This is a genomic window from Caballeronia sp. LP006, from assembly GCF_031450995.1.
GTDB lineage: Bacteria > Pseudomonadota > Gammaproteobacteria > Burkholderiales > Burkholderiaceae > Caballeronia.
This window is the reverse complement of record NZ_JARTVW010000005.1, coordinates 2,472,449-2,486,014: the sequence shown is the minus strand read 5'-3', so window position 1 is coordinate 2,486,014 and position 13,566 is coordinate 2,472,449. Positions and strand designations below refer to the sequence as shown.

Below are 13,566 nucleotides of genomic sequence, written 5' to 3'. Positions count from 1 at the left end.
CTTGTGAGCGACGGGTCGACGCGGCACAATGGCACCTCCCTTTCATGTGGCTCTCGCTCTCGTCCATGCCGTTCAACTTACCGATTTTCCTGACGTGGCTGCGAATCGTGCTGATTCCGCTCGTCGTGGGCGTGTTCTACTTGCCGGACATGATGTTGAGCCTCGAGCATCGTAATTTGCTCGCCATGGTCATCTTCGTTCTGGCCGCGCTCACCGACTGGTTCGACGGCTTTCTTGCGCGCAAGCTCAATCAGACGTCCGCGTTCGGCGCGTTTCTCGACCCGGTCGCGGACAAACTCATGGTGACGGCCGCTTTGCTCGTGCTCGTGCAGCTCATGCGCTTGAACGCGGTGATCGCGCTCGTGATCGTCGGGCGGGAGATCACGATCTCGGCGCTGCGCGAATGGATGGCGCAGATCGGCGCATCGAAGAGCGTCGCGGTGAATTCGCTGGGCAAGTTCAAGACCGTATGTCAGATGGTCGCCATTCCTATGCTGCTGTTTTATGGGCAGTTGCGCATCCCCGGCGTGCAATGGGTGATCGATACGCGCGTGTGGGGCTTGTGGCTCATCGATGTCGCCGCGTTCCTCACCGTTTGGTCGATGCTGTACTACATGAAACTCGCGTGGCCGCAGATTCGTGAGCGGGGCGGCATGCTGTGAGTTGAGCCGTCCTTGGAGCCGTTCCTCAGTTTGCTAAAAATTGCGTCGAAACACGAAAAGGGCGCGCAAAAACAGTTGACACCTTTTCTTCGCTTCTACATAATCTCGTTTCTGTCGAACACGCAGCGCCAGCAGCAAGGAAGTAAAGAGCTAAAGGCACCGCGAAGACGGCAGAAAGCATCAGCAACGCGGGAGTAGCTCAGTTGGTAGAGCGCAACCTTGCCAAGGTTGAGGTCGCGAGTTCGAGCCTCGTCTCCCGCTCCAGATTCAAGTTTTCGAGGCATGCAGCGCAGCGGTATCAAGCGAAGCGGCGACGAAAACGGCAGCAAGCAAGTGTAAGCAGTAACGCAGCACGGAAAGATCAATGCGGGAGTAGCTCAGTTGGTAGAGCGCAACCTTGCCAAGGTTGAGGTCGCGAGTTCGAGCCTCGTCTCCCGCTCCAATCAAAGGGGAAGCAACGCTTCCCTTTTTGTTTGGTGGACTTGCCGGCGTTTCGGCCGGGACCACCACACCGCTTATGGCGCGATAGCAAAGCGGTTATGCAGCGGCCTGCAAAGCCGTTTAGACCGGTTCGACTCCGGTTCGCGCCTCCAAAAAAAAGCCCTGATTCGTCAGGGCTTTTTCTTTTTACGACGTCGGATCTTCGGCGCGTCTGCCGATTCTCGATTGCTGCAAGGAAGCTCCCGATACGCCGCGTGGCGCCGGCGCGGCATAATTGCGGCACTTTCCATTGGCGCGGCATCCGCCGCGCCGCATGCCAAATCCATGACCGACAGACTCTCCGACATTCAGTGGCGCTGGAAGCGCTTCGACGATCTCACGACGACCGAGGTCTACGACATGCTCGCGGCACGCAGCGCGGTCTTCGTCGTCGAGCAAAACTGCGTTTATGGCGATATCGACGGCTACGATGTCGATGCCTGGCATTTGCTCGCCTACGGCGAAGACGAGCAACTCGCAGGCTATCTACGTGTGTTGCTGCCAGGGTTCCCGAAAGAAAGCGAAACCGATGTCCGCATTGGCCGCGTGCTGACGACCGTCAAATTTCGCGGCTTCAAACTCGGTAACGCAATGCTCGAACGCGCGCTCGATCACATCATCGCGCAATGGCCGGATCAGCCGATCAGTCTGCACGCGCAAGCCCATCTGCAGAAGTTTTATGGCGCGTTCGGTTTCGTCGCGTCGTCGGGCGTACATGACGAAGACGGCATTCCGCACGTGTGGATGCGCCGTCCCGGCTTCGGCGCATAACGCCTGAGAGCGCGTTCCTACATGCTCTTCGCGTGGATCACGCGCTTGAGATCGGCTGCAATGGCGTCGATGGAATCGCGGTCGGTGGCGAGCAGGCGCGCGTGACCATCGCGATCGAAGATGTACACGGCCGAGCTGTGCGTGACCTCGTAAGCGCCGCTCGGATCGCGCTTCTCCATCTGATACGCCACGCGGTACCGCTGCGCGATGGCTTCGATTTGCCGATCCGAGCCCGTCATGCCCACGGCGTGTTTGCCGTCGAAAGCGCGCACGTAAGTCCGCAGCAACGCGGGCGTGTCGCGCGCGGGATCGACCGAAACGAACACGATGCGCGTCTGGTCCGCGTCAGGCCCCACGCGCGCCAGAACCTGCATGAGACGCGCCATGGTTTCCGGGCACACATCCGGACAATGCGTATAGCCGAAATAGACGAGCGTCGCGCGGCCTTTCAACGATTGGCCCGACACATGCGCGCCGCTGTCATCGACGAGTGAAAAATCGAGATCGGGCAGATGGCCGGAAACATCGGTCAGATGCCACGGCTCGGCGGGACGTGAACAGGCAGCGAGCGCGGTGAGCAGAATAGATACAAGCAGGCGGCGGAAGGGTGCGGGCATCGAAAGGTTGCTTTGGACTGTAACGGCTGTATCAAGCCCGCAAAATACACGCCTTTTCATCGGCGTGAGGCGCATGATTTAGCTTTAAGCACATTTTTGAGACAATTTGCCACGCGCGCCTGCTCTTCCGTAAGCAAGACGCCATGCGATCGTCAATCCGCTCCTTTCCAGACGGAAAGCCTGCGGCAGTAACATGCGATACGCACGCGCCCATCACAGGCAAACCACAGGTCAACGATCGATGCAAATTCTTCCCGATTCCCTGTCTCTTGCCGAGACCGCTTTCTTCTTCGACTTCGACGGCACGCTGGTCGAACTCGCCTCCACGCCGGATGGCATTTTCGTGCCGCGTTCGGTGCCCGACATTCTCGCCGCCTTGCGACGCGCCACCAATAACGCGGTCGCGGTTGTGTCGGGGCGCGGTATCGACAACATCGATTCCTTCTTGCAGATGCCCGATCTGCCCGTCGCCGGCATGCACGGCGCCGAGCGGCGCGATTCGAATGGCGACGTGCAGCGCATTGGTTTCAACGACGAGCGGCTTTCGCGCATGGAGCACGCGCTCGAAGGCGTCGTCAGCGCGAATCCCGGCATGCTGCTCGAAATCAAGGGCGCCGCGCTCGCGCTGCATTATCGCAATGCGCCGGATCGCGAACCGGCCGCGCGTGCGGCCACCGAGCGGCTCGTCGCACAATACGCCGATGCCTACGTGCTTCAGCCCGGCAAGATGGTCTACGAGATCAAGCCGAAGGACGTCGACAAGGGCCGCGCGGTGCGCGCGTACATGGGCGAGCCGCCGTTCACGGGACGCAAGCCCGTCTTCATCGGCGACGATCTTACGGACGAGAAAGGCTTCGCGGTCGTCAACGAATTCGACGGTCTGTCGATCAAAGTCGGTCCCGGCGACACCGTGGCGCGCGCGCGAATCGAATCCGTCGAACTGCTGCTCGACTGGCTGCAAGTGATCGCGGGCACGGCGGGGAAGCACGCGTGAGCCGGCTGATCATCGTTTCGAACCGGGTGGCGCCGATCTCCGAAGGCGGCCCGGCCGCGGGTGGCCTTGCGGTCGGCGTCTACGACGCACTCAAGGAAACCGGCGGCATGTGGTTCGGCTGGAGCGGCGACGTGCTGAACGCGCCGCCCGAAAGCATCAAGCTGGAAGAGCACGGGCCGGTGACGTTCGCGACCATCGGACTTTCGCGGCAAGACTACGATCAGTACTATCGCGGGTTTTCCAACGCGACGTTGTGGCCGGCGTTTCACTATCGGCCGGATCTGATCGAGTTCGACCGCAACGAATACGAAGGCTATTGCCGCGTCAATCGCTGGCTGGCCACGCAACTCGCGCCGCTGCTCAAGCCCGACGACGTGATCTGGGTGCACGACTATCACCTCATTCCGTTTGCGCAGGCGTTGCGGGGGCAGGGCGTTCGAAATCGCATCGGGTTCTTTCTGCATATACCGTTTCCAGCGTCGCAGATTCTGTTGAGCGTGCCGCGTCATCGGAACCTGGTGGAAGCGTTGTGCGACTTCGATCTGCTGGGTTTCCAAACTGAGCCCGATCTGCGCGCGTTTTGCGATTACATCGAAACCGAGGCGGGCGGCACGCTCGCGAAAGATGGCGCGAAGCCGGTCGTGGTCAGCGCGTTCGGCAAGACGGCGCGCGCGGCGGCTTATCCGATTGGCGTCTATCCCGACGAAGTCGCGGCGCTCGCGAAAGACGGCGAGAGCGGCCGCGACGTGCAGATCGTCAAGGCGACGCTGCATCAGCGCAAGCTCGTGATGAGCGTGGATCGGCTCGATTATTCGAAGGGTCTGGTCGAGCGATTTCGGGCTTTCGAGCGTCTGATCGAGCATCGGCCGCAGCAGCGAAACAACGTTTCGTTTTTGCAGATCGCGCCGCCGACGCGCTCGGACGTCGATGCTTACCGCGACATTCGCCTGCAACTCGAAGCGGAGTCGGGGCGCATCAACGGGCGTTACGCCGAGCTGGACTGGACGCCCATTCGCTATATCCATCGGCAATACGAACGGCCGGTGCTCGCGGCGCTGTTCCGCGAGGCGCATGTCGGCCTCGTCACGCCATTGCGCGACGGCATGAATCTGGTGGCAAAGGAATATGTGTCGGCGCAAGACCCGGACGATCCCGGCGTGCTTGTGTTGTCGCAATTCGCTGGCGCTGCGCGTGAGCTGACTGCCGCGCTCATCGTGAATCCGCTCGATATCGACGATATGGCCGATGCACTCGCCACCGCGCTTGCAATGCCGCTCGACGAGCGCCGGGCGCGTTATACGGAGATGATGGCGCAACTGCGCGACAACAACGTTTCCGTGTGGCGGGATAACTTTTTGCGGGATTTGAAGGCGGGGTAGAGCGGCGACCGATTACGCCAAAGCAACGCAGATTAAATAAGCCGCGTTCCCTTCCGGGAAGCGCGGCTTTTTAACGTCGTCGTCGAAACTTAGGCCGGCTGCTTATGCGGCGTGGCAACGATGGATGGCAACTTGCCGTGCTGCTTCGACAGCAACTCGCGATACAACCCCGGCCGGTCGCGCAGTTCTTGCGGCGAGCCATCGTCGATCACCTTGCCGGCGCTCATCACGATGATGCGGTCGAAGTTCTGCAACGTCGACAAACGGTGCGCAATGGCAACCACCGTGCGGCCGACCATCAACCGGTCGAGCGCCTGCTGAATGGCTTCTTCCGATGAACTGTCGAGCGCGGACGTCGCCTCATCGAGCAAGAGAATTGGCGCGTTTTTAAGGATCGCGCGCGCGATCGCGATGCGTTGACGCTGACCGCCCGACAGCTTCACGCCGCGATCGCCGACGATGGTATCGAAGCCTTCTGGCATCGCTTCGATGAAGTCCGTGCAGCGGGCTTCGCGTGCGGCCGCCATGACTTCCTCACGCGTCGCTTCGGGCCGGCCATACGCAATGTTCTCGAACACCGTTCGATGGAACAGCGAAATATCCTGCGGCACGAGCGCAATCGAATGTCGCAGGCTGTCCTGCGTGATGCCGTTGATATCCTGGCCATCGACCTTGATGCTGCCCTTCTGCGTCTCGTAGAAGCGCTGCAGAAGCGCGAGTACGGTTGACTTGCCCGCGCCCGACTTGCCGATCAGACCGACTCGCTGGCCCGGTTCGATATGCAGATGGAAGTTGTCGAGAATCGGACGACGGCGCGGATACGCGAACGTGACGCCATCGAAATCGACGCGGCCGCCCTGTGGCACGAGTTCGGTGGCGTCGGAACGGTCGGGCATGCCATGCGGTTCGAGCAGCGTCTGCACGGCTTCGGCCAGACGCGCGACGTGCTGCGTGACATCCACGAGCGCCACGGCGAGGTCGCGCGTGCCGTGCAGGATCGTGAAGCCGAGCGAGCTGACGAGCACGATATCGCCCGAGGTCGCCTGGCCTTTCGACCAAAGCCACAGTGCCCAGCCGAGCAGCCCGGCGGAGAGAATCGCCGTCACGACCGCGTGGAAGAGGCGCAGCTTTTCCAGGTACAAGAGGCTTTGCTGACGCGCGACCATCTCGGCCTTCACCGTCGAGCCGAAACGCTTCTGCTCGTTGAAGGTCATGCCGAACGCGCGCACGAGTGCCATGTTGCCGATTACGTCGACCAGTTCGCCATCCACCGAAGCGGCCTTCGACGCGAAGCTGTGATGCCGCGCCGAACCGCGCTTGGCCAGCCGATACAAAATGAACGCGAGGATCAGCGACGCGCCCATGAGGCAGCACGCCATCAACGGATTCACCGCGACGATCATGATGATCGCGCCCAGCACCGCGATGCACGGCGGCAGGACGTTCCAGGCCATCACGTTTTCGGAGGTGTAGATCGCGTTCGAGGTCGCCGTGATCCGGCTCGCGAGCATGCCGGGCTGTTTCTCGGAGAAGTAAGTCGGCGAATGGCCGCTCAAGTACGAGAACAAGTCCTTGCGCAGGTCGCCCGTCACGATCACGAACACGTGCGCGCCGACCCAGCCGCCGACCCGCCAAAGCAGGTTGTCGGCGGCGATCAGTCCCACCAGGATCATGAACGCGCCCCAGAGCGGACCGGGATGACCCCGGCCCTGACCGAGCACATCGATCAGATGTTTGATCGCGTACTGGGAAGCGAGCGCGCAGCCAACTGCGGCAAACACGCTGAAGAGGACGATGGCATGCGCTACCGGATGCCGGCGTATGTAACGCAGAAGGAACGCCAGCGGGCGATGTGCATAGCTCGCGAGCTTGGCGTTGTGTGCGTTACGTTGAGAGACGGTAAGTTGGTCCAATGGTCTTTTTTCGTCGTAGAGCGGTTGAGCGTGTGTTGCGCTTTCGGATTTCCGGGCGAAAAGCGTTTCGGCGACGCGGCGCCGTCTCCATTGCCTGAATTGTAGCCACTATCGCTCAAGCCTCAGGCGTCAATCGGGCGTTTAATGCTGGGCGGCAGTCTTGCCGCTTCGGCATCGTCCGCAGTAGACCGAACCCTAGGCCGAGCGCCACCGCGATTCGAGCGCCTTGCGGCATCGGCGCGCATTGTAAGCACTTTGCGAAACTTTTTGCGATGGAGCAAGCGCTCAAATTAAGCTCGCCTGCCGCAGCCACGCTATACGGGCTCGATTTCAGACCGGTAGCACCGCCAAGCCAAAGCACGTGTCGCGCCAGCGTAGGTTGATGGGTGGTCGAAATGGACTTCGCAGCATCGAGAGCGTGGCGACGCCCGTGCATCGTTCAAGCGCGTGAGTCCAATGTAGAACAGCCTTAATAAACAGGGGTTTGCAAAATGTTTCCCCCGTGTAACAAGGTAAATAAGTTGAAATGCCTGCCTGCGTGCTCTGTAAAAAGCTCCATAATTCGCTCCGGGTTTTCACTAAGTTTTTTTGACAGCTTTTTGTAGGATGTCGTCAACCTCGAAAGCCGTTACGCGTTTATTGCTGGTGTGCGGATTATTTTGAGACATGGAATCGCTTTTGCTTTGATGCGATCCGTTCAAAGGTCTCGCGCAAAACCCAAGTGACCGGCGACCACGCTTTTCTTTCTCGTGCATCAGCTTTGCAACGCGGTGAATCCACCGCAGCAGCTCCCGCCCGAGCCGAGCGATTCGCCCCTTGTCCACGACTGAAGTACTTAGCCTGATTTTTTATTTGGAGTTTCCGACATGCGAATCGCTCAAATCGCGCCCCTCCACGAGGCTGTTCCGCCGAAGCTCTACGGTGGCACGGAACGCGTGGTGTCTTATCTGACCGAGGCTCTCGTCGAGGCCGGACACGACGTCACGCTCTTCGCGAGCGGTGATTCGCAAACGTCCGCGAAGCTCGAAGCGTTCTGGCCGCAAGCGCTGCGTCTGGACCCGACCATTCGCGACACGATGGCGCCGCACATGCTGCTGCTCGAAGAAGTTCGCCGCCGCGCTGACGAATTCGACGTGCTGCATTTCCATATCGATTATTACCCGTTCTCGCTGTTCGCACGTCAGCCGGTGCCGTTCGTGACGACCATGCACGGTCGTCTCGATCTGCCAGAACTGCAGCCGATCTTCTCGACGTTCAACGACGTGCCGGTTGTCTCGATTTCCGACAATCAGCGTCAGCCGCTGCCGCAAGCGAACTGGCTGTCGACGGTGTATCACGGCCTGCCGGAAAATCTGCTCACGCCGATCCCGAACGTCAAGCCCGGCTACCTGGCGTTTCTTGGCCGCATCTCGCCGGAAAAGCGCGTGGACCGTGCAATCCGTATCGCGCAGGCCGCCGGCATGAAGATAAAGATCGCCGCGAAGCTGGACAAGGCCGACCGCGCTTACTACGAGGAAGAGATCAAGCCGCTCTTCGCGCTGCCGCATGTCGAATACATCGGTGAAATCAGCGAAGCGGAAAAGACCGAGTTTCTAGGCAACGCGCACGCGCTGCTGTTCCCGATCGACTGGCCGGAGCCCTTCGGTCTCGTCATGATCGAGGCCATGGCGTGTGGCACGCCGGTGATCGCGTTCAACCGCGGCTCGGTGCCGGAAGTGATCGAGAACGGTGTGTCGGGCTTCGTTGTCGAAGACGAACTCTCGGCGATCGCCGCAGTGAAGCGTCTCGACACGCTGTCGCGCGCGAAGGTGCGTGAGGCGTTCGAAACGCGCTTCTCGTCGAAGGTCATGGCCGCGCGCTATGTCGAAAACTACGAGGAACTGCTGCGTCAAAAGCGTCGCACGGTGCTGCGCGAAGTGAACGCAGGCTAAGTTTTCGCACGCTGTTTTCGTATCGAACAACGCCCCGCGCGCCGCAAGGCTCGCGGGGCGTTGTCGCAATGGCACACTTGAATGGCGCATCTGAGCGCTAAGCCGCTTTCGTCCGCGAAACCTCTGAGGAAAATCGTAATCTCCCTATAATGTCCGGGCTTCGTCAAGTGCGAAGCGAAATTGCCGTTAGCGTGGATAGTGCGCGACGGCGTGCATCGAATGAAAGACAGGAGCGCAACTTTTGGCGATACCCAAGCAAATCAGCGCGAGCCCGGCGCCCGGCGCCGGCACGGTATTCGCGCTGCGGGCCATCGGACTCATACTCGCGGCGCGCTGGGCGTTGTCGATGTCGCAAATGGGCTATCTGTCCTCGCTGCGCGCCATGACATCGTCGCCGTGGGCGTGTCTGAATCTCGTGCTGATCTTTTTGCTGATCGCGCTGCCGGGTGCGAAGGCGCGCATCGAGCGGCCGCTGCATCCGCTGCCACAATGGCTGCGGCAGGCGCTGCGCTTCCTTGCGCTCCTCGCGTTTGCTTTCGCGATGTTCTCCGTGGGCGCGTTCGTCTGGGCTTCGGGCTGGCGCCGATTCGTACACACGCTCGCCGAGACCAACGGCTGGCTAGCGGTCGGCCCGGCGCTCTACGCAGTCGTGATGTGGATATGCCGTCCGCGTGCGCTCTGGCGTACCAATATCGCGGCGCGGCGCTTTGCCATCGGCCGCTTTGCAATCTCACTCGATCCCGTCACGCGCACCGCGATGGTCTGGGCGGAAAGCCGCAAGCTCGGTCAGTACGATGCGCGGGAGTTGTCGGTGAAGTGGCCCGCGCCCGTCGCCGACGAAGCCGCGCAAATCTCGATTCTTGCGCCATCGACGGAACCGGCCGCGCCGGCATCGACGATCCATCGCAATGGCACACTCAGGAAGAGTTGGTTCGCGCGCCGTCCGAAGGTCGAGTTGTTGTGGGATTCGCCGGCAGCGGCGGGGCACAATCGCAAGACGGTATTTCGCGCGCCGTTGGCGAGCGTCGGCGACCGCAACGCGGCGCGCGCACTCGACACGACCTTGCGGCAAGTCTGACGAGGTCGCCGGCAACGCAGAATTTGCTTCTCGTTTTCGATGGAGGGAAGGATGCTGATACGCTGGTTGCTCGCTGCGCTTCACTTGCTTGGTTTCGGTTTCGCCTTGGGCGCCGTGCTCGCGCGAGCGCGCGCCCTGCGGCGGCTCGATGTCGCGCAGTCGGTGCAGGCGAACGATGTGCGTCTGCGCGATGTGTTCCGCTCCGATTCCGTGTGGGGCATCACTGCAATCGTGCTGATCTTCACCGGGCTGATGCGCGCGTTTGGCGGCTTCGAGAAAGGCGGCTCGTACTATTTGCACGAGCCGCTTTTTCATCTGAAGATGACCGCGCTCGTGCTGATCTTGCTGATCGAAGTTTCACCGATGCTCGCGTTGATTCGCTGGCGCGTGACGCTCGCGCAGGGCGGACCGATCGATCTCACGCGCGCCCGGCGCTTTGCGTGGATGAGCGATCTGGAAGCGGCGCTGGTGATCGTGATGGTGATTGCCGCAAGCGGAATGGCGCGCGGCGTGTGGGCGTCTTAGCTTCGGCTGGCGAAGCGCGTGGACGAAAAAAAACGGCGCCCGAAGGCGCCGTTTTTTATGGCATTCAGTTCAGACTTCAACTGCTTGCCTCTGTCGTGGTGGGTAGTACTGGGATCGAACCAGTGACCCCTGCCGTGTGAAGGCAGTGCTCTACCGCTGAGCTAACCACCCGAAGAGATTGAGATTATGTCAGGACGTTCTCGATTCGTAAAGCTCTTCTTTGAACAAATTCGAAAAAATCACGCGGCGAGCGTATCGCTTTCCGCAGGCGCGGGTTCCGTGCGCCACACGCTCGTGCCTTTGATCGCTCGGTCGAGGTCGGAGAGCACGGCTTCATGCGCCGTGAGCTCGTCCGCGCTTGCCGCGATGACCGTGAGATCGAGGTCGTCGAGCGCGATACGCGGTGTGCCTGTCGTGCCTTGCGCGGGCTGGTCGCCGAGCATGTCGATGACGAGGCTTTCCTGACCGCGCGTCATCGCCAAATAGACTTCGGCGAGCAGCTCGGAGTCGAGCAATGCGCCATGCAGCGTGCGGTGCGCGTTGCTGATGCCGAAGCGGTCGCAGAGCGCATCGAGCGAGTTCCGTTTGCCGGGGAACATCTGCTTGGCTTGCGCGAGCGAGTCGATCACGCCGGCGCACATCGTCGACACTTTTGGCAAGCCGAGTAGCGCGAACTCCATGTCGAGAAAGCCGACGTCGAACGGCGCGTTATGAATGATCAACTCCGCGCCGCTGATGAAGTCGCGCAACTGCGCGGCTATCTCAGTGAACTTCGGCTTGTCGCGCAGGAACTCCGTCGTCAGGCCGTGCACCGCGAGCGCGCCCGGGTCGCTGTCACGTTCGGGGTTCACGTACAAATGCAGGTTGTTACCCGTAAGCCTGCGATTGACCAGTTCGACGCAGCCGATTTCGATGATCCGGTCGCCCGTGCGAGCGTTCAGGCCGGTGGTTTCGGTGTCCAGTATCAGTTGGCGCATGAGATGTGTGTCGTTGGTTCGTGCATGTTTCAGCTATCGGCGAGCGAGCTCACGCCGCGATTGGCGAGCGCATCGGCGCGTTCGTTTTCGGGATGCCCGGCGTGCCCCTTGACCCAGCGCCATTCGATCTGATGTTGCGCGACGAGGGCATCCAGCCGCTTCCACAAATCGGCGTTCTTGACGGGCGTCTTCGCCGCCGTCATCCAGTTCTTCTTCTTCCAGCCGTGAATCCATTCGCTGATGCCTTTCTGCACGTATTGCGAGTCGGTATGGATCACGGCCCGACAGGGCCGCTTCAAAACTTCGAGCGCGGCAATCACCGCCATCAGTTCCATGCGGTTGTTGGTGGTCGCGGCTTCGCCGCCGAACAGTTCCTTTTCGAGCGAGCCGAAGCGGAGCAGGGCGCCCCAACCGCCGGGGCCCGGATTGCCCTTGCACGCGCCGTCCGTGTAAATGTCGATGATTTTGTTCGATGCGTTCGTCGATGCGGATTCGTCAGTCATCAATGCTCGTTGCGAGTGTGCGGTGCGGCGACTGGTGCAAGGCCAGGCGCGAGCGCGGGTTTCTTCAATTTGCGCGGGCCGATGAGCCGCATGCCCCGCACGCGCTTCACCGCCGTGATCATGTACGCCGCGCCGAAGATGGGCCACCAGCGGTCGCCGGCGGGTTCCATGAATTGATAGCGTTGCAGCCACTTGTCCGTGACGAGCGGGGGACGATAGCAGCCGAAGCGTCCGCGTTCAAGGTCGAATCCAAGCAATTTGATCCAGTCCTTGATGCGCGTGAACGCGATCATCTCGTGCGCCGCCGGCACGAACGGCCGTCCCGTGACCTTGCCGAACGACTGGCGCGCGCCCCACAGACTCAAGGAGTTGAAGCCAAGGATGATGAGCTGGCCTTCAGGCACGAGCACGCGCTCGGCTTCACGCAGAAGCCTGTGCGGATCGCGCGAAAATTCGAGCGTATGCGGCAGCACGAGCAAATCGACGCTCTGCGCTTCGAAAGGCAAGTCGAGCAAATCGCACCAGACCGTGGCCCGGCCTTCCGGCGCGCTCGCGGCAGGCAACGGGCTCACGCTGCGCGACGCCGCTTGCGGCATCGTGTAGGGCGCGCTCGCGCCGCTTTCCGCGTCGAGCACGAGCCCGCGGCCGGTCATGCGATTTTCGCGCAGAGCGTCGAGTTGCGGCATGCCAAGCTGAAGCGCGTGATAGCCGAAGATGTCGGATACCACGCGATCGAGCTGCGCTTGTTCCCACTCGAGCACATAGCGTCCGGGTGCGGAGCTTGTCCAGGCGGGCCAGTCTATAATCACTCGGTCTGACATGTTCGGGTTGCCGCTAGATGATCGCTATGGATTCGCATGCTAAGGGTTCGCTCGAATACGTTCCGGTTCCGGCGTTCGAGGACAACTACATCTGGCTCGTGTCGGACTCGCGCGACGCGGTCGTGATCGATCCGGGCGACGCCGCGCCCGTCGAGGCGTATCTCGCCGAACGCGGTTGGCGGCTGACCGCTATTTTACTCACGCACCATCATCAAGACCACGTCGGCGGCGTCAAAGCACTGCTCGATAGCCGAACGGCAGAGGGTGGCGTGCCGGTCTACGGACCGGCCGGCGAGCGCATCGAGCATTTGACTGCGCGCCTATCCGAAGGCGATATCGTGCGCGTGGACCAGCCTGCCCTGGAGTTTCGCGTCCTCGATGTACCTGGACATACGGCCGGTCACATCGCGTACTTTCAGGCACATGACCCGCGCGGCACACCGCATCTCTTTTGCGGCGACACGCTTTTTGCAAGCGGCTGTGGCCGGCTTTTCGAGGGCACGCCGCAGCAGATGCTTGCCTCGCTCGATTCGCTCGCCTCGCTGCCTGACGATACGCTAGTGCACTGCGCCCACGAATACACGCTTTCGAACATCCGCTTTGCGCGCGCATGCGAACCGGATAACGCGGCGCTCGCGCGCTGGAATGACGACGCCGTCGCGTTGCGAGCGGCCGGCAAGCCCACGCTGCCGACGACCATCGGCCACGAGAAGTGCGTCAACCCCTTTCTGCGCGTGGACGACAAGGCCATTCAGGCAACACTTTCCACTCAGTTCGGACAGCCGATTTCCGACCGCCTCGACGCATTTCGCGTGATGCGCGGCTGGAAAGATAAGTTCCGCTGACGTCTCATAATTAGGGCGAACTTAATCCGAAACTTTGGAAGCGCCGATAGATGCAGGATTTTGCAGGGGA

Annotated in this window: 13 protein-coding genes and 4 tRNA genes; 11 read left to right on the top strand and 6 right to left on the bottom strand. The window is 61.2% G+C overall.

All coding sequences use genetic code 11. From position 1 onward, the window contains the following. Positions 1 to 65 precede the first annotated feature (65 nt). The 5 genes from pgsA to P9250_RS28155 all read left to right on the top strand — a co-directional run bounded on the left by pgsA (position 66) and on the right by P9250_RS28155 (position 1,913). Positions 66 to 662: a CDP-diacylglycerol--glycerol-3-phosphate 3-phosphatidyltransferase gene (pgsA, locus tag P9250_RS28175; protein WP_244828086.1), complete on the top strand. Its 597-nt coding sequence runs from the start codon at positions 66 to 68 to the stop codon at positions 660 to 662. A gap of 188 nt (positions 663 to 850) precedes the next feature. After that, positions 851 to 926, top strand: a tRNA-Gly gene (locus P9250_RS28170). Between the two features lie 102 nt (positions 927 to 1,028). After that, positions 1,029 to 1,104 (top strand) — tRNA-Gly (locus P9250_RS28165). A 77-nt stretch (positions 1,105 to 1,181) separates the two neighbouring features. Then, positions 1,182 to 1,255, top strand: a tRNA-Cys gene (locus P9250_RS28160). A 172-nt stretch (positions 1,256 to 1,427) separates the two neighbouring features. Further along, on the top strand, positions 1,428 to 1,913 hold the full coding sequence (locus P9250_RS28155; RefSeq protein WP_244825782.1) for a GNAT family N-acetyltransferase: 486 nt from the start codon (positions 1,428 to 1,430) through the stop codon (positions 1,911 to 1,913). Between the two features lie 17 nt (positions 1,914 to 1,930). Here P9250_RS28155 and P9250_RS28150 read toward each other — a convergent pair whose 3' ends face one another. Continuing rightward, positions 1,931 to 2,530, bottom strand: coding sequence for an SCO family protein (locus P9250_RS28150; protein ID WP_310396341.1), 600 nt, complete (start codon positions 2,528 to 2,530; stop codon positions 1,931 to 1,933). Between the two features lie 241 nt (positions 2,531 to 2,771). Here P9250_RS28150 and otsB point away from each other — a divergent pair, with 241 nt between their 5' ends. Together otsB and otsA are read left to right on the top strand one after the other, a co-directional pair. Next, positions 2,772 to 3,524, top strand: a complete 753-nt coding sequence (gene otsB / locus P9250_RS28145; protein WP_310396339.1) for a trehalose-phosphatase — start codon at positions 2,772 to 2,774, stop codon at positions 3,522 to 3,524. Continuing rightward, the gene (gene otsA, locus P9250_RS28140; RefSeq protein WP_310396336.1) at positions 3,521 to 4,903 is read left to right on the top strand and encodes an alpha,alpha-trehalose-phosphate synthase (UDP-forming); all 1,383 of its coding nucleotides are present in this window, start codon (positions 3,521 to 3,523) and stop codon (positions 4,901 to 4,903) included. Before otsB ends, otsA begins: the two co-directional genes overlap by 4 nt. An 89-nt stretch (positions 4,904 to 4,992) precedes the next feature. Here the strand turns inward: otsA and P9250_RS28135 are convergent, their stop codons facing one another. Then, a complete protein-coding gene (locus tag P9250_RS28135) occupies positions 4,993 to 6,816 on the bottom strand; it encodes an ABC transporter ATP-binding protein (protein ID WP_244825774.1) in 1,824 nt (607 codons plus the stop codon). Between the two features lie 866 nt (positions 6,817 to 7,682). On the opposite strand from P9250_RS28135, the gene P9250_RS28130 reads away from it, so the two are divergent. From P9250_RS28130 to P9250_RS28120, 3 genes are all read left to right on the top strand, one after another. Then, on the top strand, positions 7,683 to 8,747 hold the full coding sequence (locus tag P9250_RS28130) for a glycosyltransferase family 4 protein (protein WP_244825773.1): 1,065 nt from the start codon (positions 7,683 to 7,685) through the stop codon (positions 8,745 to 8,747). A gap of 241 nt (positions 8,748 to 8,988) precedes the next feature. Continuing rightward, complete coding sequence (locus P9250_RS28125) at positions 8,989 to 9,825, top strand: hypothetical protein (RefSeq protein WP_244825772.1); 837 nt, start codon at positions 8,989 to 8,991, stop codon at positions 9,823 to 9,825. A 51-nt stretch (positions 9,826 to 9,876) separates the two neighbouring features. Beyond that, positions 9,877 to 10,350, top strand: coding sequence for a DUF2214 family protein (locus P9250_RS28120; RefSeq protein WP_310396333.1), 474 nt, complete (start codon positions 9,877 to 9,879; stop codon positions 10,348 to 10,350). Between the two features lie 96 nt (positions 10,351 to 10,446). Here the strand turns inward: P9250_RS28120 and P9250_RS28115 are convergent. The 4 genes from P9250_RS28115 to P9250_RS28100 all read right to left on the bottom strand — a co-directional run bounded on the left by P9250_RS28115 (position 10,447) and on the right by P9250_RS28100 (position 12,651). Beyond that, positions 10,447 to 10,521, bottom strand: a tRNA-Val gene (locus P9250_RS28115). Positions 10,522 to 10,589: 68 nt separating this feature from the next. Beyond that, positions 10,590 to 11,327 (bottom strand): DNA polymerase III subunit epsilon, encoded by a 738-nt coding sequence (gene dnaQ, locus P9250_RS28110; RefSeq protein ID WP_310396332.1) that lies wholly within the window; start codon positions 11,325 to 11,327, stop codon positions 10,590 to 10,592. Positions 11,328 to 11,356: 29 nt separating this feature from the next. Then, positions 11,357 to 11,830 carry a ribonuclease HI gene (rnhA, locus tag P9250_RS28105; RefSeq protein ID WP_310396328.1) on the bottom strand — a complete coding sequence of 158 codons (474 nt, stop codon included), beginning with the start codon at positions 11,828 to 11,830 and terminating at the stop codon, positions 11,357 to 11,359. Further along, on the bottom strand, positions 11,830 to 12,651 hold the full coding sequence (locus P9250_RS28100) for a class I SAM-dependent methyltransferase (RefSeq protein WP_244825765.1): 822 nt from the start codon (positions 12,649 to 12,651) through the stop codon (positions 11,830 to 11,832). Before P9250_RS28100 ends, rnhA begins: the two co-directional genes overlap by 1 nt. 17 nt (positions 12,652 to 12,668) lie before the next feature. Between P9250_RS28100 and gloB the strand changes: the two genes are divergently transcribed. Beyond that, complete coding sequence (gene gloB / locus P9250_RS28095; protein ID WP_309962790.1) at positions 12,669 to 13,496, top strand: hydroxyacylglutathione hydrolase; 828 nt, start codon at positions 12,669 to 12,671, stop codon at positions 13,494 to 13,496. Positions 13,497 to 13,566 lie beyond the last annotated feature (70 nt).